This window comes from Pseudomonas quasicaspiana (genome assembly GCF_021147825.1).
In the GTDB taxonomy this organism is placed as follows: domain Bacteria; phylum Pseudomonadota; class Gammaproteobacteria; order Pseudomonadales; family Pseudomonadaceae; genus Aquipseudomonas; species Aquipseudomonas quasicaspiana.
Genome location: NZ_JAGTPI010000024.1, coordinates 33,326 through 56,808, shown reverse-complemented (window position 1 = coordinate 56,808; position 23,483 = coordinate 33,326). Strand labels below are relative to the sequence as shown.

The 23,483-nt window shown below is 48.1% G+C and carries 22 protein-coding genes and 10 pseudogenes; 25 read left to right on the top strand and 7 right to left on the bottom strand.

All coding sequences use genetic code 11. The annotated features are described in order from the left end of the window. Nucleotides 1-95: 95 nt before the first annotated feature. The 4 genes from KDX30_RS15665 to KDX30_RS29790 form a co-directional block, all read right to left on the bottom strand. Nucleotides 96-368: a hypothetical protein gene (locus KDX30_RS15665; RefSeq protein ID WP_231676825.1), complete on the bottom strand. Its 273-nt coding sequence runs from the start codon at nucleotides 366-368 to the stop codon at nucleotides 96-98. Next, complete coding sequence (locus KDX30_RS15660; protein ID WP_231676824.1) at nucleotides 368-781, bottom strand: hypothetical protein; 414 nt, start codon at nucleotides 779-781, stop codon at nucleotides 368-370. The genes KDX30_RS15665 and KDX30_RS15660 overlap by 1 nt, the downstream gene beginning before the upstream one ends. Nucleotides 782-831: 50 nt before the next feature. Then, the gene (locus KDX30_RS15655; RefSeq protein WP_231676823.1) at nucleotides 832-1,203 is read right to left on the bottom strand and encodes a hypothetical protein; all 372 of its coding nucleotides are present in this window, start codon (nucleotides 1,201-1,203) and stop codon (nucleotides 832-834) included. A 577-nt stretch (nucleotides 1,204-1,780) separates the two neighbouring features. Further along, nucleotides 1,781-2,170: a hypothetical protein gene (locus tag KDX30_RS29790; protein ID WP_406643899.1), complete on the bottom strand. Its 390-nt coding sequence runs from the start codon at nucleotides 2,168-2,170 to the stop codon at nucleotides 1,781-1,783. Nucleotides 2,171-2,536: 366 nt separating this feature from the next. On the opposite strand from KDX30_RS29790, the pseudogene KDX30_RS15645 reads away from it, so the two are divergent. The 4 genes and pseudogenes from KDX30_RS15645 to KDX30_RS15630 all read left to right on the top strand — a co-directional run. Further along, nucleotides 2,537-2,739 (top strand): annotated as a pseudogene (locus KDX30_RS15645) (RHS repeat-associated core domain-containing protein); the annotation flags it as partial. Nucleotides 2,740-3,271: 532 nt separating this feature from the next. Further along, the gene (locus KDX30_RS15640; RefSeq protein WP_231676822.1) at nucleotides 3,272-3,613 is read left to right on the top strand and encodes a hypothetical protein; all 342 of its coding nucleotides are present in this window, start codon (nucleotides 3,272-3,274) and stop codon (nucleotides 3,611-3,613) included. A 67-nt stretch (nucleotides 3,614-3,680) separates the two neighbouring features. Next, nucleotides 3,681-4,647, top strand: a pseudogene (locus KDX30_RS15635) (IS5 family transposase). A 471-nt stretch (nucleotides 4,648-5,118) separates the two neighbouring features. Continuing rightward, the gene (locus tag KDX30_RS15630; RefSeq protein WP_231676821.1) at nucleotides 5,119-5,469 is read left to right on the top strand and encodes a hypothetical protein; all 351 of its coding nucleotides are present in this window, start codon (nucleotides 5,119-5,121) and stop codon (nucleotides 5,467-5,469) included. A 267-nt stretch (nucleotides 5,470-5,736) separates the two neighbouring features. On the opposite strand, the gene KDX30_RS15625 is transcribed toward KDX30_RS15630, so the two are convergent. Further along, complete coding sequence (locus tag KDX30_RS15625; RefSeq protein WP_231676820.1) at nucleotides 5,737-6,099, bottom strand: DUF4087 domain-containing protein; 363 nt, start codon at nucleotides 6,097-6,099, stop codon at nucleotides 5,737-5,739. Between the two features lie 511 nt (nucleotides 6,100-6,610). On the opposite strand from KDX30_RS15625, the pseudogene KDX30_RS15615 reads away from it, so the two are divergent. From KDX30_RS15615 to KDX30_RS15580, 8 genes and pseudogenes are all read left to right on the top strand, one after another. After that, nucleotides 6,611-6,899, top strand: a pseudogene (locus KDX30_RS15615) (RHS repeat-associated core domain-containing protein); the annotation flags it as partial. A 2-nt stretch (nucleotides 6,900-6,901) separates the two neighbouring features. Beyond that, nucleotides 6,902-7,645 (top strand): hypothetical protein, encoded by a 744-nt coding sequence (locus KDX30_RS15610; RefSeq protein ID WP_231676819.1) that lies wholly within the window; start codon nucleotides 6,902-6,904, stop codon nucleotides 7,643-7,645. Nucleotides 7,646-7,825: 180 nt separating this feature from the next. Next, nucleotides 7,826-8,137, top strand: a complete 312-nt coding sequence (locus tag KDX30_RS15605; RefSeq protein WP_231676818.1) for a hypothetical protein — start codon at nucleotides 7,826-7,828, stop codon at nucleotides 8,135-8,137. Between the two features lie 196 nt (nucleotides 8,138-8,333). Continuing rightward, nucleotides 8,334-9,233: a tetratricopeptide repeat protein gene (locus tag KDX30_RS15600; RefSeq protein WP_231676817.1), complete on the top strand. Its 900-nt coding sequence runs from the start codon at nucleotides 8,334-8,336 to the stop codon at nucleotides 9,231-9,233. Nucleotides 9,234-9,263: 30 nt separating this feature from the next. Then, nucleotides 9,264-10,199, top strand: coding sequence for a PoNe immunity protein domain-containing protein (locus KDX30_RS15595; RefSeq protein WP_231676816.1), 936 nt, complete (start codon nucleotides 9,264-9,266; stop codon nucleotides 10,197-10,199). A 499-nt stretch (nucleotides 10,200-10,698) separates the two neighbouring features. Beyond that, a pseudogene (locus KDX30_RS15590) lies at nucleotides 10,699-11,511 on the top strand (RHS repeat domain-containing protein); the annotation flags it as partial. Between the two features lie 168 nt (nucleotides 11,512-11,679). Continuing rightward, nucleotides 11,680-12,072, top strand: coding sequence for an Imm50 family immunity protein (locus KDX30_RS15585; protein WP_231676815.1), 393 nt, complete (start codon nucleotides 11,680-11,682; stop codon nucleotides 12,070-12,072). Between the two features lie 266 nt (nucleotides 12,073-12,338). Then, a complete protein-coding gene (locus tag KDX30_RS15580) occupies nucleotides 12,339-12,710 on the top strand; it encodes a hypothetical protein (RefSeq protein ID WP_231676814.1) in 372 nt (123 codons plus the stop codon). Between the two features lie 218 nt (nucleotides 12,711-12,928). On the opposite strand, the gene KDX30_RS15570 is transcribed toward KDX30_RS15580, so the two are convergent. Continuing rightward, nucleotides 12,929-13,363 (bottom strand): hypothetical protein, encoded by a 435-nt coding sequence (locus tag KDX30_RS15570; RefSeq protein WP_231676813.1) that lies wholly within the window; start codon nucleotides 13,361-13,363, stop codon nucleotides 12,929-12,931. A gap of 367 nt (nucleotides 13,364-13,730) precedes the next feature. Between KDX30_RS15570 and KDX30_RS29785 the strand changes: the two are divergent. The 7 genes and pseudogenes from KDX30_RS29785 to KDX30_RS15535 form a co-directional block, all read left to right on the top strand. Then, a pseudogene (locus tag KDX30_RS29785) lies at nucleotides 13,731-14,332 on the top strand (RHS repeat domain-containing protein); the annotation flags it as partial. Nucleotides 14,333-14,548: 216 nt separating this feature from the next. Then, on the top strand, nucleotides 14,549-14,941 hold the full coding sequence (locus KDX30_RS15560) for a hypothetical protein (RefSeq protein WP_231676811.1): 393 nt from the start codon (nucleotides 14,549-14,551) through the stop codon (nucleotides 14,939-14,941). A gap of 88 nt (nucleotides 14,942-15,029) precedes the next feature. Continuing rightward, a pseudogene (locus KDX30_RS15555) lies at nucleotides 15,030-15,670 on the top strand (RHS repeat domain-containing protein); the annotation flags it as partial. Nucleotides 15,671-16,229: 559 nt separating this feature from the next. Further along, nucleotides 16,230-16,550, top strand: coding sequence for a hypothetical protein (locus KDX30_RS15550; RefSeq protein ID WP_231676810.1), 321 nt, complete (start codon nucleotides 16,230-16,232; stop codon nucleotides 16,548-16,550). Between the two features lie 77 nt (nucleotides 16,551-16,627). Then, a pseudogene (locus KDX30_RS15545) lies at nucleotides 16,628-16,873 on the top strand (hypothetical protein); the annotation flags it as partial. Between the two features lie 272 nt (nucleotides 16,874-17,145). Next, nucleotides 17,146-17,610, top strand: coding sequence for a hypothetical protein (locus KDX30_RS15540; RefSeq protein WP_231676809.1), 465 nt, complete (start codon nucleotides 17,146-17,148; stop codon nucleotides 17,608-17,610). An 83-nt stretch (nucleotides 17,611-17,693) separates the two neighbouring features. Then, nucleotides 17,694-17,981: a hypothetical protein gene (locus KDX30_RS15535; protein WP_231676808.1), complete on the top strand. Its 288-nt coding sequence runs from the start codon at nucleotides 17,694-17,696 to the stop codon at nucleotides 17,979-17,981. A 56-nt stretch (nucleotides 17,982-18,037) separates the two neighbouring features. On the opposite strand, the pseudogene KDX30_RS15530 reads toward KDX30_RS15535, so the two are convergent. Further along, nucleotides 18,038-18,366 (bottom strand): annotated as a pseudogene (locus KDX30_RS15530) (IS630 family transposase); the annotation flags it as partial. A 92-nt stretch (nucleotides 18,367-18,458) separates the two neighbouring features. Between KDX30_RS15530 and KDX30_RS15520 the strand changes: the two are divergent. From KDX30_RS15520 to KDX30_RS15495, 6 genes and pseudogenes are all read left to right on the top strand, one after another. Next, a pseudogene (locus KDX30_RS15520) lies at nucleotides 18,459-18,710 on the top strand (hypothetical protein); the annotation flags it as partial. Between the two features lie 11 nt (nucleotides 18,711-18,721). Continuing rightward, on the top strand, nucleotides 18,722-19,342 hold the full coding sequence (locus KDX30_RS15515; protein ID WP_231676807.1) for a lysophospholipid acyltransferase family protein: 621 nt from the start codon (nucleotides 18,722-18,724) through the stop codon (nucleotides 19,340-19,342). A 1-nt stretch (nucleotide 19,343) separates the two neighbouring features. Further along, entirely contained in the window at nucleotides 19,344-20,276 is a 933-nt protein-coding gene (locus tag KDX30_RS15510) for a phosphatidate cytidylyltransferase (protein WP_231676806.1), read from the top strand. A gap of 315 nt (nucleotides 20,277-20,591) precedes the next feature. Then, nucleotides 20,592-21,614 (top strand): hypothetical protein, encoded by a 1,023-nt coding sequence (locus KDX30_RS15505; RefSeq protein WP_231676805.1) that lies wholly within the window; start codon nucleotides 20,592-20,594, stop codon nucleotides 21,612-21,614. A 281-nt stretch (nucleotides 21,615-21,895) separates the two neighbouring features. Beyond that, nucleotides 21,896-22,717 (top strand): annotated as a pseudogene (locus KDX30_RS15500) (IS5 family transposase); the annotation flags it as partial. A 177-nt stretch (nucleotides 22,718-22,894) separates the two neighbouring features. After that, complete coding sequence (locus KDX30_RS15495; protein WP_231676804.1) at nucleotides 22,895-23,434, top strand: hypothetical protein; 540 nt, start codon at nucleotides 22,895-22,897, stop codon at nucleotides 23,432-23,434. Nucleotides 23,435-23,483: the final 49 nt, after the last annotated feature.

The following is a 23,483-nucleotide window of genomic DNA, read 5'->3' as shown; positions in this document are numbered from 1 at the left end:
CAAAGCTACTGGCTTGACGGTGTTTAAGATTATTTATAGAAGCTACACACACGCCAACGACGGCAATTAATAAAATCAATAAAATTCTTATTTTCTTAGAAACCATTATTCCGCCCCATAAGCGCCGCACCGTATTGCTCGTCCAGCTCCCCACCGCCCAATTGGCTGAAATTCACTGAACCGGAATTGAAATAACCAAACTTCCCTGCCGCGCGCCCCTTACCGTTAAGTCTAACTGGGTAACATCCACGTCCAGACTGCTTAAAAGCAAGCGCTATTTTGGTGCCCGTTTCGGGCAGTGTTTTGGCGTGATTCCAAGCGCCACCCAAGATACGAGCAACATCTACCCTATCCGTAAACTCCGCCATCAGTTTTCTAAAACCTTATAAGGCGTATTACTGACAACAAAATCCAGCCAGTGCTCTCTAGGGTTGGGTAGTGCCAAAGTGAAATGCCTACTTTCCTTATTAAACTGTATAAAAATAATACCTACCGTACTGTGTCCCTCTTCCGTTTGCATATCCAAGGAGATATCAGAGAAAAGCGGTGTTCTATAAATCCTATCGGGATCCCTTAGGTCAGTGAATCGCAAGTAAACAGCATCTCTAGGGGTAAATAGAGAGCTTGCAGGAACCGACTCGATACGATAGTCCCCTGAAGGACTTCTTTTTGAAACATCAGGCACGCGGCTTAAAATACTGCTGACTAGAAAAGCAATTGCAATCGCCAAGCCAGTTATTACTGCCAAAAAATTTACTAAGATCTTATAGGAAGCTTTCATTTAGTAAGAATCTCGATGGACGTTGTGAACACTCTTTCGTATAGTGCGGCTCATATTGCGGCCCGCGAAATGAGTCGCTCTGCCATTAGACGAGCGACTATCGCAACCATACTCATAGTGCCTGTAATTACGCCATAAGCTATTGCGCGCACGGGATTCTCAGGAAGAAAATATAGCAGAACGGTACCCACCATAAGCCCTATAACGAGAAGCTTAACTAAAATTTTTGGAATCCAAAAAATAACAAAATTAGTAAGGATAAAAAAATAAAATGTCAACTCCGCAGTTATACCTACCCCTACACCCCGAGCAGTAAATCCCCCCATGTGCGTCTTATAAAAGTCAACGCCATAATCATGAACGGCGAAATACAACACCCCCACCAAGAGGTAAACTACCCATCCAACAAAAATTTTAAGCATCCTGGCCTCCACGTTTTATAGTTGGCAAGAGCATCGTATATCACAGCAATTCTCAGCCGCTCGTTTGAATATACAGCAAAAACAGCTTTCATGAATGGCGCGGCGTCGGGAGCACTTTAAACCATGCCTACCGCCAGACTGCCGTTTGCGCCGATTGCGTGAGCCCCCTTCAACGAGTAATTGCCCTGTATTGGCAGGTTCAGGTCTTCACCACATTCCGGTACATCCGCATTCTCACGTTCACTTCGCGCCACCGCGTCTTGCATCGCACCAGGTTTTGAAGTTCTGCCGATCAAAACCCTGACACTCGTTCACCTTCGAAATAAATATATAGGGAGCCACCGGCTCATAAGAAAAATAGTAATAGTTTTCGCGATCTTGCCCGTAGACCCAATACGATGAAGAACCTTGATTTATTTTAGACGGCTCAAAGAAAAAAACTGAAGACTCTGCCGGAATAAAGTTAACACTGTCCGTGATCAACATGAAGACATTCGAAAAAAACCTTGTCCACATGAGCACTCCTGCAAATAAAATACAGAGTATCAGTACCCAACTATTAGATCGGGACATCTTTTTATTTCTCACAAAAATATAACGAGGCACGACGCAACGTTGCGGCCTCTAACCATGCTGTTACGTCGCTCGAATACTTTGCCGCCAGTAGGTCAGAAACTTTATAAAAGCGGATCACTTTTTCCAGTAGTTCGGGCGTCAATGCTCCAGCGTGCCAGCGAGTTTTTGTCGCTCGTTCGATCAGTTCACGCAGATGGACTGCCGCGTAATAAAGATCCGTTTTCCAGTCGTCTCCTGGCATCTGCGTATCTGCTTCGTGCATGAACCGGACTGTATCCTGTTCGCCGAACTCAACCGAAAAGCGAACGTCATCATCCGCAAAACTCGGAGGCGGAACAGGAAACTCATTGGGTTCCAGGTAGTGGGCAGAAAGTTTACTTGAGTAGGACATCCATGACCTTCGATTACGATCCTACCCACGGCTATCAGAAAGATGGCATGAAGCAGAAAGGGTAGCGATCCGGGTTAATCGCGCCGAGAATGGCGCGCTTCCAAATAAGTAGTTATGTTAATCACGGTAATCGCTGCTAGCAAGCGTTGGATGAAACATCAAGGAGAAGCCCCTTGATTTTTTGTAGTAAATTTCTTTTGATAGTCACACCACGGTAGCACTTGACTATTTCAGTGATTGATAAATCAAGATCAACCTATTGAAAAATAAAAGTAATCGTTATGGCAGTCATCTATACGAACGGGTAGCTTCCGGCCACTGACCATGCTGGAAAGCGCAAAAGCCCTTCTATGGGAACCACGCCCCCTCGACATCGCCGAGATCGGCAAGCCGCTGCGCTTTCAGGATCAGTACTTCGATGCGGAAACGGGCTTACATTTCAACCGCCATCGCTATTACAATCCCGGCACTGGACGGTTTCTGACGCCCGACCCGATCAAGCTGGCGGTGGGTTGAACAACTACCAGTATGTGCCTAACCCTACGGGGTGGTTGGATCCATTGGGGTTGGAGTTCGTAGGGGCGAGTGGACATGAACCAGCGAATGGGACCAAGGATGCCAGTGCTAAAGCAGCCGTCGGTGAGCGCGAGCCAGAAGCACCAAGTTACAAACCCCCTTATAAACCTTTAAGCGGGCCGAACAAAAAGGCAATAGAAGGTAAAATTGCAAACAGAACGCCGACTCAAGATGAGATGGCTAATTATGACTGGGACAGACGCTTCAGCTTGAGAAGACGGGAAGGTGTTAGAAGTTTTTGGACTGATGAAAGAAATAGGCTCAAGAGAGGCTAACTTGGTACAAGGGATTGGTTACATGCCCCAAAAGAAGACATTCTAAACAAAAAGACTCCAAAATTTGATGGCAAGCCAATAGAGGGGCATCACATGTATAACGCTCTCGACTACCCACAACTGGCCGATAGCAAACTAAATACCTGCCCGACTACAAAAAGTGAACACCTGTATCGCTGGCATGGCGGCAACTTTCAAAATGACACGAAGGGCAAGCCACTTAACCCCCTAGTTCTAGAGGAGTTTTGACATGCCTAAGATAAGCATTTCGTGCAGCAATCCTGTAAAGGATATAGAGGCAACAAAGTTTTTGCACAAAACACTTGGGTGGGCTTTAGGCAGCGCATCAAACATGCTGGCCATGGGTGAGAGGGGTTTTTTTTACACCTGTCAACTTTACCTGAGCGACCACATGGAACATGACAAAAAAATAAGGGCGATAATTGCTTTTTTTCAAAGAAAAAAAATACCATTAACAATAATTGAAATTGATGATGACGAAGATTGGGGATCGGTAGATCCAAGTGATTTGGACGACCTAAAAATAAGTGAAGAGCTTATGCTAAATGAATTAAACAGCTCTGACGTTTAGGGAAATCCTGAAAAAGACTTCCTCATTTGGCAAAATCCCCGCACCCCAATCGCCGTGCTTTTCGATGATGAAGCAAATGACCTTCGCCGATGCCGAGTACGCCGGTAAGCGCAAGCAGACTCGCAAAGAACTGTTCCTGATCGAGATGGATCGGGTCGTACCCTGGAAGGGTTTGATTACCTTGATCGAACCCCAAGGCGGCCGTCCTGCCTATCCGTTGATGGCGATGCTGCGGGTTCACCTCATGCAGAACTGGTTTGGTTACAGCGATCCGGCGATGGAAGAGGCGCTGTGCGAGACGACGATCTTGCGCCAGTTTTCCGGCCTGAGTCTGGAGCGGATTCTGGATGAAACCACCATCCTCAACTTCCGTCGCCTGCTGGAAAAACACGAGTTGGCCGCTGGTATTCTCGGCGTGATCAATGGCTATCTGGGCGACCGTGGCTTGTCGTTGCGACAAGGCACCATCGTCGATGCCACGCTGATTCATGCGCCCAGTTCGACCAAGAACAAAGAAGGCAAGCGCGACCCGGAAATGCACCAGACAAAGAAGGGCAACCAGTATTACTTTGGTGCCAAAGCGCACATTGGGGGCGACGATGAGTCGGGGCTGGTGCACAGCGTGGTGGTCACTGCGGCCAATGTCGCGGACATAACCCAAGTCGACAAACTGCTACACGGTGCTGAGAACGTGGTCTGCGCCGATGCAGGCTATACCGGTGTCGAGAAGCGCGAAGAGCATGCAGGACGCCAAGTCATCTGGCAGGTTGCAGCCCGGCTGCAATACCTACAAAAAACACGGTAAACACAGCGCGCTGTACTAAGCGATGCGCAAGATCGAGAAAGCCAAGGCCCAAGTTCGCGCCAAGGTTGAGCATCCATTTCGGGTGATCAAGCGTCAATTTGGTTATACGAAAGTGCGCTTCCGAGGTTTGGTGAAAAACACTGCTCAGATGGTGACGCTATTCGCCTTGTCGAACCTTTGGATGGCGCGTCGATCTTTGCTCTCCAGCGCAGGAGAGGTGCGTCCGTAATGAGGGAAATAGCTACTGCGGGACGCGTGCAGCGGTAAAAATGGATGAAATAGGCGGCAGACTTGATCGATTTTGAACGGCTACCGTTTTTTGAAAGCGGCTATGGCTCAGCAGTCTAAAAATAGCGGCCTACTTCAGACCATCCCTAAGGTCAACGAAGTAAGCCCAGATGCTCCCGGGCCTCACAGCGGCAAGCATCCAAAGATCTTTAAAAAGAGACAATCTGGAAGGCCTTTGGCGGGGGGCAGTTCTATTTTCTATACACAGAAAAAACTGAGTATCATCTAATTGGTTTCGCTGTTCACTTCGCAGTTGCATCGTTCAGGTTTCAGAACATAACGAACAGCCACTCCCTTTTAACATTTACCCCGTCACGCGGGAAGAGCAAATATTTAGGTGCCATGATGGTAATGTCCAGGATGACACCTTGGGGAACCACTCAATTTTGCATATCCTGAGAACTTTTGAATTATGACTAAAATATGCATTGCGGTTGCATCACCGACTACTGACATTGAAGCAGCAAAATTTTTGCACCAGCGCTTCAAGATGTCACTAATCGGCTCTCAGAGGCGCCTGAGCATGGGTGAAAAAGGGGTTTTCTATACCTGTGGATTGTATGGCAATGACCATATTCAACGTGAAAAAGAAATTCGCGACATCCTCAATTTTTTCCACAAAAAATCGATAGACCTTCTTTTATTGGAGATTGACGACGACCAGGACTGGGGTGATTTGGACATGAACAATCTAAGTGAATATTCCATTCCTTCGGACGCACTATTGAATGTTTTGGACTCTACCGCTGGGCTTTATGAGTAAAGCTTTGCCTGTTGTTCTGCGCGAGAAAATTCACGCCGATCGTGCGGACACAAGAACCTTAAGACGGTAGTTGCTCATAGCGCGCGGTGGCCGATAACGTGCTACAGCCCTGCTAAGCCCGACTCCACACCACATTGCCCATTTGCCTATTCAGTGTGCCAGCCACCTTTCCATCACCAGCGTCAGATCACTTCGTGAAGCTGAAGCCTTCGGCCTTGTAGGTCTTAATACCTTTGGTTGAGCCCGACGCAGCGGGTGGCACTGAGACTAACGCAAAGGCTCTTGCAAGGTCGCATCGTTGCGGCAGGCGGCCAGAGGACGCGCAATGGCCTTAGTGAGGTTGTTCAGACGGTGGGTATCGGCATCGGCGCTAGCGGTGATGCAGCTACAGCCGTAGCCATGATTTCTATTGGTGGGGACCCACTGTTCATCGCTGAATTGTGGCCAATCGCCTTCGGCCTGGTACCCACCCTGACTGGCGATTTCCCAGACGCCGTCACGGTCGGTGAGTGTGGCGTTCGCAGGGGTCGGGTTTTCGAACCACCCGCAGCGGCGCTCGACCTTGTCGGCGGCGTGAACCGGCAAAATGAAACAGGCGAGCGCAACACTAAGCAGGGAAAGCCGCAGCATGGAACGTCCTTGTCTGTAATAATCACATGATCGCTGAGCCCTTGACTGGCCGCGAAAACAAGCCGTGATGATATCGAATGTTGAGCCTTTCCTGTAGCCCGACATTGTTCAGGTGATGGGGATCGTACCGCCGGAAGACTTGGCGACCACGTACGAATATTTCCATTGCTTTGTTAGAACGGTAAACCGGGGTAAAGCCAAGCGGGTTTACTTGGCGTAAAGACCAAGGCGACATCACTGAACAAGTCGACCCGGACGGCAACTCCACTCATTACAACTACGACCCATAAGGCCGCCTGGTGACAATCCCCCACCCCGACGGCAACCGTCAATGCCTATGGAAAGTCGCTTCCTAGCGCTATGAATCAGGTCGTGTCACCCGCTACGAATACGCCGACAACCTGCATCTGGTCATCCGCTGCATCTATCGCGATGGCAGCCAACTGCGCTATCGCAATGACAACACACGCCTGTTGCCCACCGAGATCGAAAACGAGCGTGCGAGCACTACCACCTCCCCACACCACAAGAACTGACCGACTAAAGCGGCGATCTTGTGTTCGTCGAAATCCGGCGGGTATGGCAACCTCGCCAACCTCGACGTAGCCAAAATCGACAACCCCGTTGCGCTTTCAGGATGAGTACTTTGATGCGGAAACAGGCTTACATTACGACCGGCATCGCTATTACAATCCGGGCACTGGACGGTTCTTGACACCGGCCCCGACCAAGCTGGGTGTGGGTTGAGTAGCTACCAGTACGTGCGTGATCCTGCGAGGTGGGTGGATCCGTTGGCGCTAGTATGGGTGACCGTGCAAAGCCATGGAAACGATGCTTCAAGCATCGAGCTCGAGTGGGACCAAACATAGCTGAAAGTGAGAAATCAAGGGTATCTCGAAATTTTAACAATCCTGAAGATGATCGAACGACTCGTGAACAACCTACTTATCTTGGGACAGTTGATCAAGTGGAAGCAAATTTGACGCTATTATCAGGAGTTAAAATTGAGAGATTTGTACCACCTAGAGACTTTTTTCTATCACCCACGGGACCCTGCCATCGAACAGGCATAAAAATGATCACTAACTTTGAAAAAGCTCTAAATAGAAATGAATTCCCAAAGTACTTCAAGGGGACCGGAATTTACTTCACTCCAGATCCAGACTGGGGCGACCAGCTCCACGCAATCAACTGGTCTGGTCTATGTAGCTTTTTAAGAACGCAAAAAAACCCAGACACCTTACTAAAAAATGCTTTTACGAGCTACGTACTGAGCATAGACGGCAGCGAGGAAGACGCCAGCAACCTGTTGGAAAATATCGTTTGCTATTATCATATGAAAAAGAAAATTCCAGTTCTATCTGAAAATAATTTTGATTTGGTTCGCGATCTGGAACCGGAAGGAAAACAGATCATTTCAGAATCCATGAAATTTTTAAAAAAACAAATAAGCAACGTTAGCGATCATCAGAAACTTAAAAACTACAGTTTAAGCATAAACAAACTCGCCAACGATGGTGGACCACAGGACATAGAGAATTTATAGTTAAAAATCTAGAACTCCTCAGTGAGCTGAAGTCATAGCATTGAAACGGTGCTCATGAGCCTGGAGCCTGGTATGCAAAAGTTTGCCTCCCATCATAACCTTTGGGGTGCGCTAATGGGAATGACAACAAAATCATAAAAGAGCCCTCATCCGATCAAGCCATGTTAATACCGGAGAAAAATGAGAGTTTTCTACGTAATAGCAAAGAAAGATTTAGAGCCCACCCTACCGCAGAGTTCTGAATGGCCAAAATTAATAGCCTACTCCTATAAACACAACTTATTTCTCTTAGTAGAAGGAAAAGGTCATGGACTCGCCTCAAACGATATGCCCAAGTCTAAAATCAAAGAATCCAAGTGGCGGGACCTCCTCATTACTTTAGATGCATTAGGGGTCATAGATTTTATAGACAATAATGAATCTTATGACGAAAAACACTTTTTAGAGAAACTTAAAACTTTAATAGGAAGCCCTGAGATGATAGAGCTCTGAAAAATCAGCCGATCAAATTTACGTCTCAAAAACCTCAAGCTACTCGGGAGAATCGGCGATGATACGAGGTGCTGATCAATTAATATCAACACGGTGAAAATTCACATTCTTAGGTAAAGAGGTTACTATCAGGGGATAGCCATAACACGACCTATGAACTGAAGTTACAAGCATTAATGGTCCTGGACGTTTGAGAATGACCGAGCCAGCGGTCAAATGTAATAAATTAAAGGCGACTTTGATGCATATTAAATATTCAATTGTTTTGATTTTTGCATTCACATCCCAAAGCCTGGCGGACAGCGGAGGGCTTGACATAAGGGTGCAAAATGAAAACGCGTTGAGCCTAAAAGACTTTAACGAGAAATATGGCGGCTGGAGTAAGGCCGAATATAAATCTCCCGATAAAAGCTTCTTGATATATCATTTTCCAACTAAGACGCCTTCCGAAATCGACGTGATCTCCAGTACAGATGAAGATATGATTTCGCCTGATAAAAAGTACATTTTAATTCAGAGGACAATTACCGGGGTGATGACCGATGAAGAAGGTAATGACGTTGACACTGAACAGACTTATTGCGACATGTTATCGCTAGTCGATGGTTGCCTGAAAAATGTAGGCTCAGCTTTACAATGTGATGGCTCATGGGCCGGAGGGAAATGGACACCCACTTCAGAAAATGGGAACGGTTTTGTGTTTTCTAAATCAGGCATGCCGCCAAAAACCTTACTATCTGATGTCTCCAGAATATCCTCTCCCGAGGCTCGAGCTAGCGCCTTGAGCGATTTGATGTTTATGGGTATTCCTTCTTACATGGCTTGCTATCCTCCACGGGGAAATGTAGCAGAATATAATGATCTTGCTTATTTTTTCTCCGAGGGTGGAGAGCACTTAATAGCCATGCAGATTTATGAAAAGCTGTTAACTCTCGCTCCGGATAGAATCCCATTGAAACTCAATGTAGCCGACTCACTTTGGGCGCTAGGAAGGCGAGATGAGTCGGTTAATTACTATGTTTCATACCGAGATGCTCTGCTGAAAAAAGGATTAGGCAATAAGGTTCCGAGTCGAGTGGAAAAACGGATCAAGTAGCATGAACGGATTAAAATCGGGGACTTTAGAATGATCAAGCGACAAAAATATTGTAGCCAAAACCATTATGACATATTCCTTAGGGAGTGTGACGAGGTCACGCAGTTCTTCGAGCAGAATAAATTCCAATCTGACTCTACTGAAGAGGAGGCATCTCTGCGTGCCGGTTTTTTTCAGAGATTGGCACTTCATAAGATTCTAGTATCCTATACAGCTGGGGTGGAGATTGATTTTCTGATTCCACTGTTAGACGAGCTGATAGCAAACTACGAGATACGTCAGAAAGCCCTCGCTATTTACGAACAGGTACCGGAAATATCTCCGCTCGCCATTGATGTGTATCCTGATCAATACGAGGAGTTCGCCCAAGTCGTCGGTCTGTGCATATTGCTTCACCGCACAGACTTGCTGCCGCGTTTCGTGAAACTTATAGATGAGGCGGGATATACCGGTGACGATACACTTTATGAGGATTTGTTGCGGAAGGTTTTGCCTAACAGGCATGATGTTGATCAATGGTATCACGGTGTATACACACCTCTTATCCAGGCTATCTATGTTGTAGACAAAACAGAAGCATCGAAGTTACTAAAAAAATATTGTCAGCAATGGTATCCCGCATTTGAACAAGCCCCGTGGCATGACACGCACCATCAGGGGGACGGTGGGAGCTATGTGGGTTACTGGGCAATTGAGGCCGGCGCTATAGCTTTTTTGTACGGCATAGACGACAGCGGTGTGGACCATATGGTTTATCCCAAGGATCTGGTCGAATACGCAAGAAATCACCAGAGCGACACTCAGATCAACCGCGTCGTCGCCGGTGGTCCTTGCGCCAAAACCGGTTACTGGTTTACTCCACTGCAAGCAAATTCGAGGCGTCACTTCCAGCAAGGTGAAATCATGCCGAGCATCAGTAAATCAACAGGGGACGGTACGCTTTGGTATTGGTCTGGGAAGGAATAGCACGATAATGCTGGTGCTAACGCCTGACGCAGGTATGCCGTGGTGTATCGAATGTTTAGGATCTCGAAGTGAAAGTCTTTGAACACCGGGCGGTTATCGGGATGGTCATGGCCGTCATCGGCTGGATTCCCAGACCGAGTGACGGCCATTGTCGAAAAGCATTTGGTGAAGTGGAAGGGAATGCGGCAGAAAAAATTCTGCTGCTTCATCCAGGTCCAGCTACCAGAAAAGAGTGGATAAGCCAGCTCGTGAGGACACAACTCTTGCGGCGCAGGGTGAGGAAAAACGCAAGTAGCACCCATTCCATGAGCGCTCCATCAACACCACATTTAAAGCGCTTGGCTGATCCCGGATGCTGTGCTCCCGGCGCCCTAAGGCTCCAACTCGTCATGACGCGACCCAATACCTAAGTCGAAAAAATTTACCTGTACCCCAAACCAGTGGGCTTCCGAAAAATCCATCGACGGCTTGGATAAGCTGGTAGAGCTGGATATAAATTTACGACAAACAAGGCCGTTTGCAGGCCCACAGCGTTAGCCAACAGGATCGCAACCTGTTCCAGCGTCGCTAAGCCTACGACGCCAGCGGTAACCTCCTCGGCCAAGGCGAACAACCAAGTGCCAACCTGGCCAACGTCAAAGGAAACCGCCTACTGATGCAGGGCAATCGCCATACCACTAAAATGCCTACGGCAACCAGGCCCGTGAACGACTCGGCACCGGGCAAAAGCTTGGCAATGAACACCACTATGACAGCCAGCACAAACTGATCGGCCTGAGTTTGCCGGGCGGCGGCGTGACGTCTTACAAAAACGACAAATTTGGAAGACGCATCGAGAAGATGCGCCGACGGACATACCACTGAGTTTTTATGGGAAGGGCGAGCGCTTCATCGCCAAAAGCACAGAGATCGCAGAGATCGCACCTACATCTACGAGCCGGGCACCTTCCGTCCGCAGACAATGCTTAATTGCGAATGTCCGGCCGAGCCCAGACCGTTTTATTACCAAATTGACCACCTGGGTACCCTCGCAAGAGATCACCAACTACAGCCGCGAGATCCTCTGGCCCGCGAAATACGGCACCTACCGCATCCTCGACATCAGCGAGATAGAGAACCCGCTGCGCTTTCAGGGTCAGTACCTTGATTCGGAAACGGGCTTACATACTACCGACATCGCCACTACAATCTGGGCACAGGACGGTTATTCACGTCGGCCCCAATCAAGCTGGCGGATGGGTTCAATAACTACCAGTACGTGCCCAACCCTACGGCCCGGGTGAATCCCTTAAGGTTGAGTGCCAATTTGCCAAGAAACAAACAGTACAGATATGTCCGAATGACGAACCGCACGCGCGAAAGCATTAGTCAATAAAATCGGGGACAAGAAAGTGCGCCTAAATTTAAGTGCCTATTGACAACCCGAGAATAGACAAACTACCGTGGATAAAAGCTCATTGCTATTTTAAGGGTTAAGCAAATGAACACTTGGAATGAACTTGACGGCAGTACCTTCTTCAACAAAATCTTCACTCATGCGATCCATATTGGAAAAGTAAAACTCTCCTCAATAAATATTGACAACATCAGGCCAATTATTATTTTAGAATTTGATATTTCCGACTTCCCAAGCGAGCCACCAGCAAAATGGAAGCAGTCTGGTTTTAACACATGTCGAATAGGGCTAAACTGCAGCGACGTTACCGAACTAAAAGTCAATAATGTGCCCACTCAAAAAAGTCTACTAGTCAAGGTATCCAAGCAAGGAAGCGTTTTTAAAATCACCTTATCTAATGATGAGTCGCTGATACAGTTCACGACAAAACATCCAATATTATGCGGCCCCTCTGGCTATGTAAATATGTCAAAATGACAGGCCTCACTTAAAAGTTAACTTACACAGATTGCGATGCGTGATGGTGAAGACCCGGTATATGATCGAAAAGAATGCAAGTGTAATTGATGTCAAACCGGAAACTCCGACTCGCCTATCAGGGAGAGGACAAAAAAATGAAGCGACAGTGATACGAACTATAAGCCTCGGCACCCTATCGCGATACAACAACGAATCAACTATTTAATGAAACAACAGAGGAATCGGGCAATGAAAACAAAAAAACGGGTATTGGCGACATCATATTGATCTCGGTCGAAGAAGGATTCAAGCCTGCGAAAGTTTTGTACGTATTGCAGCGTTATAAAGGCGTCATCTTGCTTGGAGTTTACAAAAAATCTGTAACGCTTCAACAATTACCTGACCAGCTTCCTGATACATTCGAGGTGTTGATCTATACATCAAAAGCACCTATCCAAAAACAACGCTGGCGTTATGTAGGGCATGAGGATTTGAGGTCAACCCAAGAAAATCTTGACCACCGGGTTGTGGCTGGGGAGCTCTGGCAAGGGAATAATCATCTAGGTTCGGCCTCAGTGGAGGACAAGAAAAAACTACCTGAGATGCTGGTGATGGGCGCTGGACTCGTCGAAAAAAAGGCTTCCGCAATAACGTGAGCGAAGCTTATCGCAGGATACGAATATAAGCCGGCTTGCACTTTCTATGCTTCCATGTATTTGCGGCGTACATGAGCCGTGCACGCCAGAAGCTCAAGAAACGGCTGCAACGCCAATGCATTGTAACCGAGTGAAGACTTTATACTGGGAGCGCAACAGCTTTTGCCTTTGGGAGCAACCTGCAAGAACTTAGGTGTATGAGGCATAGCTAAGGCTCATCAATCTCCTGAGTGTACGTAAGACGTATTGCTGATAAATAGATTCAGCCAATGCCAGTCCCACTGGGGCATGGCTATGTCGAATGTTTTTTCATTTTTATTGAAATACAACCAATAGACACCTACCGACGTATCATCTTCATATAGACGCATATCCAGCAACTGGGTTGAATACAGAGGAGTACGATAAACTTCTCCTGGATGCTCCTTGTCAATGACTCGTAGGTAGGCCATGCCACCCAACCCCAAAATCCGGCCGACGGGCACATTTTGCAAAAGATAGCGTCCAGAAGTGTCGACAGTAGTAACATTTGAGGGGTAATTACACATTTTATTAACTACGACGACTAACAGACCTACGAAAACAATGAGCACTGCAGCACCGCGAACCAGCACTCGCCTATAGCTGACAAATACTTCGTTTCGAAAAAACATAGTTACTCGCGCCCCTTGTTAATCAGCTAACCACGGTAGCAGTGTGTGAGTAACTAAGCAATTCAACCATTGCTCTGCCTTTCCAAAAGCCGCACCTCTGAGAACCACGCCGGATACGTTGCTCGACTGACCGTATCAGGCAGACAGTTTCCTCAGCGTCTTCTTCAGCAACAGCTCAGTCATGGTGCCGGACGCGCCCTCCTCGTTCGCTATGACCACAAGCATATCGTCGCAATCGACTACCAGCAGTATTAGCCCTCCTGACAATCTGGAAGATGTCTGGAGCACCGACTAGACGCTGATCACTCATCGCTCTGGACGCGCAATGGCGTCTGCTTGAAGCCAGAAATGCTAAGTGTGCGTGCATCTCAAAACCGAACACTTCTACTACCACCTCGATCACCTCGGCACCCCGCAAGAACTCACCGATTACAGCGGCTACAGCGGCTACAGCGGCGAGATCATCTGGTCTGCGACATACAATGCCTACCGCGACCTCGACATCAGCGACATCGACAACGCGCTGCGCTTTCAAGGTCAATACTTTGATGCGGAAACGGGCTTACATTAAAACCGGCATCGCTATTACAATCTTGACACTAAACCGTTCTTGACGCCGGACCCGATCAAGCTTGCAGGTGGGTTGAACACCGCAACTACGTGCCCAACCTGGCGGGGTGGATGAATCCGTTGGGGTTGAATGGATGCCCTGAGGACGGCGACGTTAATCATCCTGAAGGGGTCAAAGGCCCAGCAGCCAAGGCCAAAGTAAACGACGAAATTCCTTCTACACCAAAAGCCGAGGACAAATATTTATGGAGGGGTGATACGCTTTCGCGTGATGTAACACTTAAAGACGACTTTAAGAGCAAAGTAGATAGCATGGATCTTAGGCTGTATATGATAACCACACAACGCCAAGCAATTTTATCAGCACCTCGACTTCGCTTGATGTGCCAATATATTTAGGGCAGCATATAGAATGAAGCCCGGCAACCTATATATCCCTAGAAGAGTTCCTGGGCGAGATATTAATCACGAACCAGGTTCGGTAGCTACATTCCCAGAGAAAAAAAATGGCATACCAGGTCGCATGCAAAAGAAGATATTTTAGGTGTAACGCCTCTCACAGCAGACAGCAAATACATGGAATATTCAATACCTGATCCGGCAAGAAGGTAATCTATGGAAACCAGAGATATTTTTATAAAGATAGATGGGCATCAAAAAAAAGCGACAATGACGTATGACACAGATTTACCCTCTATAAGACTAGACATGGAAAACCTAAACAAGACCTGCTACGAGGTGGACTTATTCACTTGTTTTGTCAAACTCAGACAGGAACTTCCAGATATCACTTTTCTTTGCAAGGGTGCGAAAATAAATGTGTATCCCTCCAGAATGTCATCACAGATGTCCTCAGGCTTAATGGCGTACGAGCTGGAACTAGGCAAACAAGCTTTGAAAAATAACATTGTTAATATTTTTGATTACGAAGAAGAAGACCTCACAAACGACCCAACTATACAATCGACATTCTATGCGGACTGGACGAAATCTTTAAGAACACTCTGAGACATATTTCATTTTTTTAAAAACATTTTCCTCACCTGATATTATGCCTACTACGCAAACTGCAACATCCTCAGCCAAGGCTGACAGACTGGATGCCAATCTGTCCAACGTCAAAAGCAACCGCCTGCTGATGCAGAGCGACCACCATTACCACACGATGCCTAAGGCAATCAGATTCGCGAGCGACGGGGCGCTGGGCAAAAGCTTTGCACTAAATACCTACCTGACAGCCCACACAGACTGTGGCGTCTTACACATATGACGCATTCAGAAGACGCATCGAGAAGATGCGTTGAAGGATATACAACCGAGATCCTGCGGCAAGGCGAACGCCTCATCACCGAAAGTGCAGAGCACCGTTACCGTAAACACATCTACAAGCCGGGCATCTTCCGCCCGCTGGCAATGTTTGATGGCGAAGGCCCGGTCAAAGCCACACCATTCTATTACCAGCTTGATCACCTAGGTCCGCCCCAAGAACTCACCGACTACAGCAGCGAGACCCTATGGTCGGCGAATTACCGCGCCTACGTTAACCTCGCCAACCTCAATATCAACGAAATCCACAACCCGCTAAGCTTTCAGGGTCAGTACTTTGATGCGAAAACGGGCTTACATTACAATCGGCATCGCTATTGCAATCCGGGCACTGGATGGTTCTTAACCCCGGCCCAGATCAAGCTTACGGGCGGGTTGAATAACTACCAGTACATAGCTAATCCTACGGGGTTGAATGGATCCGCTGGGGGTTGAACTACTGTACCAGCCCAAAAAGCTCAGCGACCAGCCCAACACCGGTGGTGCTGGATGAAGGCGTTACTCCTCCTTCCTTAATTGAGTCGAAACCAGATTTTTGTGTAGGGTCCTCAGGGCTAGATTCAACGATGCCGTCCATCGGATACAGACACATGCGAATCAACATGACGATGGCACAGTCAATGCAAGAGCGCTCAGTACAATTGAGACGACATCTGCACGAGTGAAATATGAAGGCTTTGGAAAATACGATACTGGCTCTGGAGTCAGGACAGCATTCCAGCTTAAAGTAGTCGACATAGGTTCTGGTGGGGTAGGCTCATGAAGTGATGCACGGCCAAGGGGGAAATTTGACACGTTACAATTTTATTTAGATAGAGCGCCTGAAGTACCAACGCCATTCTGGAAAGGGGACTTAGAAAAGATAAAACTTCAAAAAAATACTGAGGTATATCCATAGCATGGAAAGAGTGGAGTACAACAGATTCACGCTTACTGCAAAGCTACAGAGTTCGATAAAGTTGAGACCCTTATGGAAATCATGAAAGAATACCACATATTAGCTGAAAGAAACGGCGCATCAAACATCCCCCACGATCCCGATTGGCCGAAGTCAATTTCATACTCATACGAGAACAGAAGTCTACTGTTTTCAGCAGGAAAAGGCCATGGCTTATCAGGGTTTGTGCTGCCCATGGATGAAGCTCTCGACTCTAAGTGGACGTCAATTTTCATTGAACTGAACGCACTATGGATATTGGATTTTTTAAAAAAATATAATTTACACTCTCTCGAAGAAGTCACATTCGCACTCAACGATGCAAAAATACCTACAAAAATAGTTAGAGCGTAAAATAGCCTCCTCATTTGGCACATTAGAATTCAGAGACTAAAGCTAACCAATATTAAAAGTAACCAACGGGGCATCTTGGCTCACCGCCGGAGAGTTTTGGCCACGACCCAGTAGGTAACGTCCTCAGCCAAGGCAAGCGACCGGCTGCCAACTTGGCCAACGTTAAAAGCAACCGCCTGCTGATCCAAGGCGGTCGCCGTTACGACTACGATGCCTACAGCAACAAAGTCCATGAGCGATGCGGCACCGGGCAAGTGCTTGTCGATGAATACCGCTATGACAGCCAGCACAGACTGATCGGCGTGCATTTGACAAACGGTAGCTGGCTTCTGAAGATTAGCAAAAAGCTTAATTTAGCTTCGGAAGGTTTTCCGAGACCGCTGTTTATCTAGCGCGCATAGCACCTGAGGACGTAAAATATAAATATGAAATGACAAAAGGATAAAAGGATAAAAGGGGTATGTGTGCAAATGAACGGGCTCCACGAAAAAAAAGAGCGGTATCTAAGAATCTGCCCTGACAGGCGCTGAAGAAATCACCCACTATGAAAACATTGACTGCACTCGAACATTCTCTCAAGGCGTAAAAAAACACAATGAAGACCAAATTTCAAATCGCATTAGAAAAAAAAGAACTCTCAGCGTTTTTCAAGGGCCAAGGAGAATACTTTTCTCGCGACCCTGATTGGGGCGATCATCTTTATATCAATAACTGGCAAGGCCTGTGCAACTACTTAAAGCACTCTCCAAGCAACGTATTGCTTGATGCATTTAGCATTTACTTACAATCGCTAAAACCGTGTTATAAAGACGCTGATTCCCTGCTACTCAACATAAGTTGCTACTATTTGATGCGCAGTGACACCCAGCTTATGTCATCGGAAAACTTTGATCTAGTCACAGAGCTTAACAAAGACAACAAAAAAATAGTTGGCGAACTATTTAGAATACTTCGTAGGGATTACGCTTCCAAAAACATGGGAAAGCCAGTAATCAGCCTCGATCAATTTCTTTCCGAAATCAAAGCAAACGGCTGTGTAGTTGAATTGGAAAATCTATGAGTACAATATAAAATAGCTAGTAGCGCGGAGTACTTCCCCCCAAAAGACTTACCTTTTATTTAACCTCTACGGCCGCCCTCATCATGAAATCATTGCTTATCACCTTTCTAATCACACTCGCCGCCGTTCTCTATATCGGCTACTACGAAAAGGTGGAAGATGCCTATCCGGAAAAAGTTTTCTTCATCAAAAAAAGTCCAACGTTTAAGATTGAGTTTGAAAATATTTTCGCTTACGAGTCCGATGATAAAAAACTGAGTCAATTAACAGACACCGAGCGCCAGCTAGTCATCCAGTACTGCAAGTATCGCTTAGGCTTGACTACAACTTTGAAAAACCAAAACGAGCTTGAAGAATGTAAAAAGAGATAGGCCTGAGACGCGTCTATATAGTCGCCTCTGAGGGCTCAGAGGCTAGTGTGCTGTTTTCGAAAGAAGCGCTGGACCCTGTTTATCCAAGAAATCGAGGTTGTTGTGAATTGAATATGAAAACGCCGATGCGTCGCCATCCAGGCTTTCACCGCGGCAACCTTTCAGGTCGCATAGTTATGCGACGATCGGATGAAGCTGGAGGTGCTTGGGCGGTTTTTTATTGATCTTCTTGAGCACGGCCAGTTAGTCTTGATGCCGGGGCTGACCCTCGATGCTGCTGATAAATGTCCCTTAGAGCTAATTCAGTGCGGAGAATAACGTGAGCGCGCTATGGCGGGTGTAACCATGGAATTGGGGTCTGGATATGACCGATGCCCAAAGGCAAAACCACGCCCCCCCAGATAAGCGTTGATGACCGGCAAAATAACGTCTGCCAACTCATATTTTTCCAATAAGCTCCAAAAGTTGAGAACGGTTGTTTCATTTGATGCTGGCCTGTTTGCCTTGATCGCCCTCGACTCTGACGCGTTGCATGATCGTACTCAAGAGCTCGACGAAGCCCTGCAAAGCCTTGGCCTGCAACCGGCCAACCGTGCCGGGCGGCCTTGGGCCGAACGTCAGCGCGGGGCGCTTAAACTGTTGCGCAATCAAGCTGTCCTTCTAGTCGCTCAGGTGCTGCCGACATTGGCGGTCATCCTGGCCAGCCCTTGGCTGCTCTTCATCGGATAAGGAAATCTTTTATGTTCGAACCTGTGGTCGCCACCCTCATAACCTCCATGGCCCGCACCGTCACCGGTGCCCGCAGCCTTTGGATGGGCTGCGCGCCAGAACCCGTGCAGCGGATTTATTTCGCCAACCACAGCAGCCACGGCGACTTCGTGCTGCTCTGGGCCTCTCTTCCTCCCGCCCTACGCAAACTGACGCGCCCGGTGGCCGGCAGCGACTACTGGAACAAGAGCGCACTGCGCCGTTACATCATCAATCGGGTATTCAACGGCGTACTGATCGACCGCGAACGCAAGGGCTTTGTGGGTAATCCCTTACAGCCGTTGCTCGACGCCTTGAAGGCCGGGCATTCACTGATCATCTTCCCCGAGGGCACACGCAATCTGGAAGACGGGCTGCTGCGGTTCAAAAGCGGTCTGTATCACTTGGCTGAAAGTTACCCACAGGCTCAGGTGATTCCAGTGTGGATCGCCAACCTCAATCGGGTTATGCCCAAGGGCCGGGTGCTGCCCTTGCCGCTGCTATGTACCACCAGTTTCGGTGCGCCGCTGCAGTTAGAGGAAGACGAGAACAAAGAACAATTCCTGACACGCAGTCGCGACGCGCTGCTGGCCCTCGCCCCGGAGCATTCCTGACATGGATAGGCAAACCCTGATGCTGTTCGGCGGGATCGGCATGATTCTGGTACTGGCCTCGCTGATTGGCCTGATCCTCAAATTGCGCACCCGTGGCACGCCGAATGCGGTTGTCGACAACCTCAACGCCCGCATCAACGCATGGTGGGTCATGGTGGTGGTGATCGGCATCGCTTTCTGGTTGGGCACTGGAGCGGTGATCCTGCTGTTTTACTCAGTTTCGTTCTATGCGCTGCGCGAATTCCTTACCCTCACACCGACCCGGCGCAGCGACTACCCTGCGTTGGTGGCCGCGTTTTACCTGGCGTTGCCGCTGCAGTATCTGCTGATCTATTTCGATTGGTACGGACTGTTCTCGATCTTTATCCCGGTGTACGTTTTTTTGCTGCTGCCGATCCTCGCCTCCCTGGGCGGCGACAGCACGCACTTCCTGGAGCGGGCGTCGAAGGTGCAATGGGGCTTGATGATTGCAGTGTTCTGCGTGTCGTTCGTGCCCGCCCTGTTGACTCTGGACATCGTCGGCTATGAAGGCCGTAACCTGTTGCTGATCGCTTACATGGTGATCGTGGTGCAGCTGTCGGATGTGCTGCAGTACGTGTGCGGCAAGCTGTTCGGTAAACACAAAATCGCGCCCAACCTGTCGCCATCGAAAACCGTGGAAGGCTTCGTCGGCGGCGTGCTGTTGTCCTCGCTGATTGGCGCCGCGTTGTGGTGGACTACTCCGTTCAACCCTTGGCAGTCGTTTCTGATTGCTGTGCTGATCAACCTGCTGGGCTTTGCCGGCGGGATCGTGATGTCAGCAATAAAGCGCGATCGCGGCGTGAAGGATTGGGGACACATGATCGAAGGGCATGGAGGGATGCTTGATCGGCTGGATTCGGTTTGTTTTTCAGCGCCGATCTTCTTTCATTTGGTGCGCTATTGGTGGACTTAAGAGTCTTTATCTAAAAGGGCATGCCCACACCTTTCGGAAAAATTTAAGGCTGAGGTTTCAGGGCCGTAGCAGTCTGAATTTCCTGTCTTCCTGTTTGTGGTTCTACTGTTGGAGCTGATTGAAAGCTGACCCACCCTGACATGGCTAAACAAGTTTAGACCAGAGCTATGAGTCTCACTTTTGAGACACCACACTAGAGGCGCCCTCAGGCGCCTATCACGTTAAGGCCTTATTAGATAAGCTGGATGATTAGAAATCAGAACGCGGGTTCTGGAAACACCATAGTGGCCTGATTGCCAATTAAAGGACTAAGCCGTGAAAAAAATAGCCCATCCCCTGCTGCTAACACTGTTGACTATAACTACTAACGCCACCGCCCTGTCACTTCACCCTGAAACACGCCCCGACGGCACAACCGCGTTATTGCTCACCACAGGCCCCGCACCTGAGCGACCACTGCACTTGAACGAGGATCCAGCGGTTCGTTCCGCGCTGGTAGATTTTCTCGGCTATACCACGGGCAGCTACACCAACGACAACACCTTGATTGTTCAGCAAGTACTTGAAGCACTTGATTCCGAATACTCGATATACACCGAGGGCGTGCCTGCTGGGCGCAAGGTCATAGCAGCCATGGATGACGGCAATAACGGCCGTGAACGAGCCGCTTTGATGCTCGATGATCAAGGTCAGATCAGGGCCGTCGGCCTGGTTAATGGACACTGCACAATTAAATCTCGTGAAGAACCGGTGACATGTAATGAGTTGCCGAATACGGTGCTCACTATCTTCCAGGCAAAAAATGAGAAAGCGGCTGACGCAGCACCTTTGATAGGCTGGAGCAAAGAGTTGCCGCCGATGCTGGCAATCCGGGCTGAGAGTGATGATCCAGAAACTCGCGCCAGCGCGCAGAAGATAGCCAAGGTGGAATACATCGTCACAGAGCCGCAGAATAAGGGATGGACGCCAGAGCAGTTACCCTCCGTATTTCCCAAAGCGATGCTTGCCATGCTGCCTCAACGTGCGTACCTGATTGGTGCTGGCGCCGACGGCGTCTTTACAACACCGGGCATGGAAGGCAGTCCTATTGATGGCGACTGGGATGCAATTGCTGGACGTCCTACACATGATTTCGAGGTCATTCTGCGAACGTTGACTGACTATTACAACGTCATTGAATTCTACAAGCATCAGGCCAAGGGTGCCCAGATCAGTGGCGATGATTCTAAAGCACTGATCGAAGGCGTCATGGACGGCGGCACCTACACAATAGAAATCAAAAACAAAGAAGAAGAAGGCACCGTCATCACGTTGTCTGCGTGGCGAAAGGAAGTCTGATCTGCGCCCGTATTGATGATCGCAGTATCAACAATACGGGCCTTACTTCTCTAGTGAGAATGTGCAGATTCAATCATCGCTTCTTCATGACGTATCTTGACAGTTCGAGCTCAACCCTAGACCGACTTTTTATATTTTCCCTGACTCATGAAAGCAGGCGCTTTCCAGTTAGGTCGCTTTTCTGCCGTTGCACAACCATGCCCCACGAGCAGACCGCGTTCAATCAAGTGATGATAGGCCCATCAAGCTCCCAAACCGTTTCGCTGGCACAGAAAAGGCGCCTGATAGAACAGTTCTACCCCAAGACAGGCGACGGAAGAACCCTATCCACTGGAAAGCATGCTGCGCATCCATCTGTTGCAGCACTGGCTTTCCCTGAACGATCCGGCCATGTCAAGAAGCGCTCTACCAAATCACGCCAGTTCGCACGTTTGACCTTAAGCGCCCCGATACTTGAAGACACCACTATCGTGAACTTGATGGAAGCATCAGTTGGCCCCTTAAGTCTTTGTGGTTATTAACGGTTATCTGCAATAAACAGGTCCCTCACTGCGCCAAGGCACAATCGTTGACTCCACCATTATTCATGCTCCCCGCTCGACCAAAAAAGAGGAAGGAAAGCGAGATCCCGAGAGGCATCAGATAAATAAAGGGAACCAGTATCTCTTCGGGATAAAGCCCCATATTTGCGCGAATGCCGAGTCAGGATTGGTTCATCACCGCACCGCCGCAAATGTGGCCGCTGTCACGCAGGTCGCCGAGCGGTTGCATGGCGAAGAAAACGCGGCGTACGCGGACGCTGGATAAACCGGTGTCCAGAAGCGTGAAGAACATGAGAATCGTGAGGTGATCTGGCAAATCTCAGCGCGCCGTAGCCTCTATTACAAGTTGAATAAACGCAGTATGCTTTACAAAGCCAAGCGCAAAATTGAGTACTGCAAAGCTCAGGCGCCAGCCAGCTTGAGCATCCATTTAGGGTGATCAAGCAACAGCATGGTTACGTGAAAGTGCGCAGTTGTAGTCTGGTGAAAAACATGGCTCAGTTAACTGCGCTGTTCGCTCTGTCAAACTTGTGGCTGGCTCGAAAACGGCTTATGGTTTAGGACAAGCTGCGCGCTTAACACCGTGAGCCGGACAAAAACTCACACGACACACTACACATGGAGCAGTTTTCCGCCGTTAGCGCCGAGCGTCAGGTAAATTCGACTTGCCGCCGCAACGCGGCAAATTGATTGAAGCCTCCCTAGCAAGATTAATGAATATTTAATATGTGGTGGAATATGAAATATAAAATCTTAACATCTATTTTTTTATTTGTGATCGCTGGGTTGACGTTCGCTCAAGATGACACGAAATATTTGCAGGGCAAGATAATACAAGGGCCTTATAATACGTCGGTAGTTGAGGGTCGTGGCGAATTATCCGTCTTGGAAACTGGTGATAAAAATTTCCCTTTGTCGCTGGTGCTGGATGTGTCAAATGCTGAGGGCGGCAGAATTAGGGAGTTGGTAGATAAGTACGATATTGCTGGATCTGATCCGACGGTGGAGTCGATATTTTTTTATCCTGTAAAGAATAAAAAACATGTTTTTTTATTGGTTTCCTGGGAGCTCACCAGTCGGGGTATCGGTACGTATGGGACGCTCTATCAAGTTTATGCGTACGAGAGAAATAAAAATAACAAATTGGTTCCTGATAAAACAATTACTTCTGACAAACAAATGAGTGGCATCGAAGGTTATCAAGAAGGCCAAGAACAGCACTTTGGCTATAAGAATGCAGAATCAATAAAAGCATACATAAAAAACAATATCAAATGATGTGAATGCAACCCCATCAAACTATTGGCGGGCAGTATTGGCTAAATCG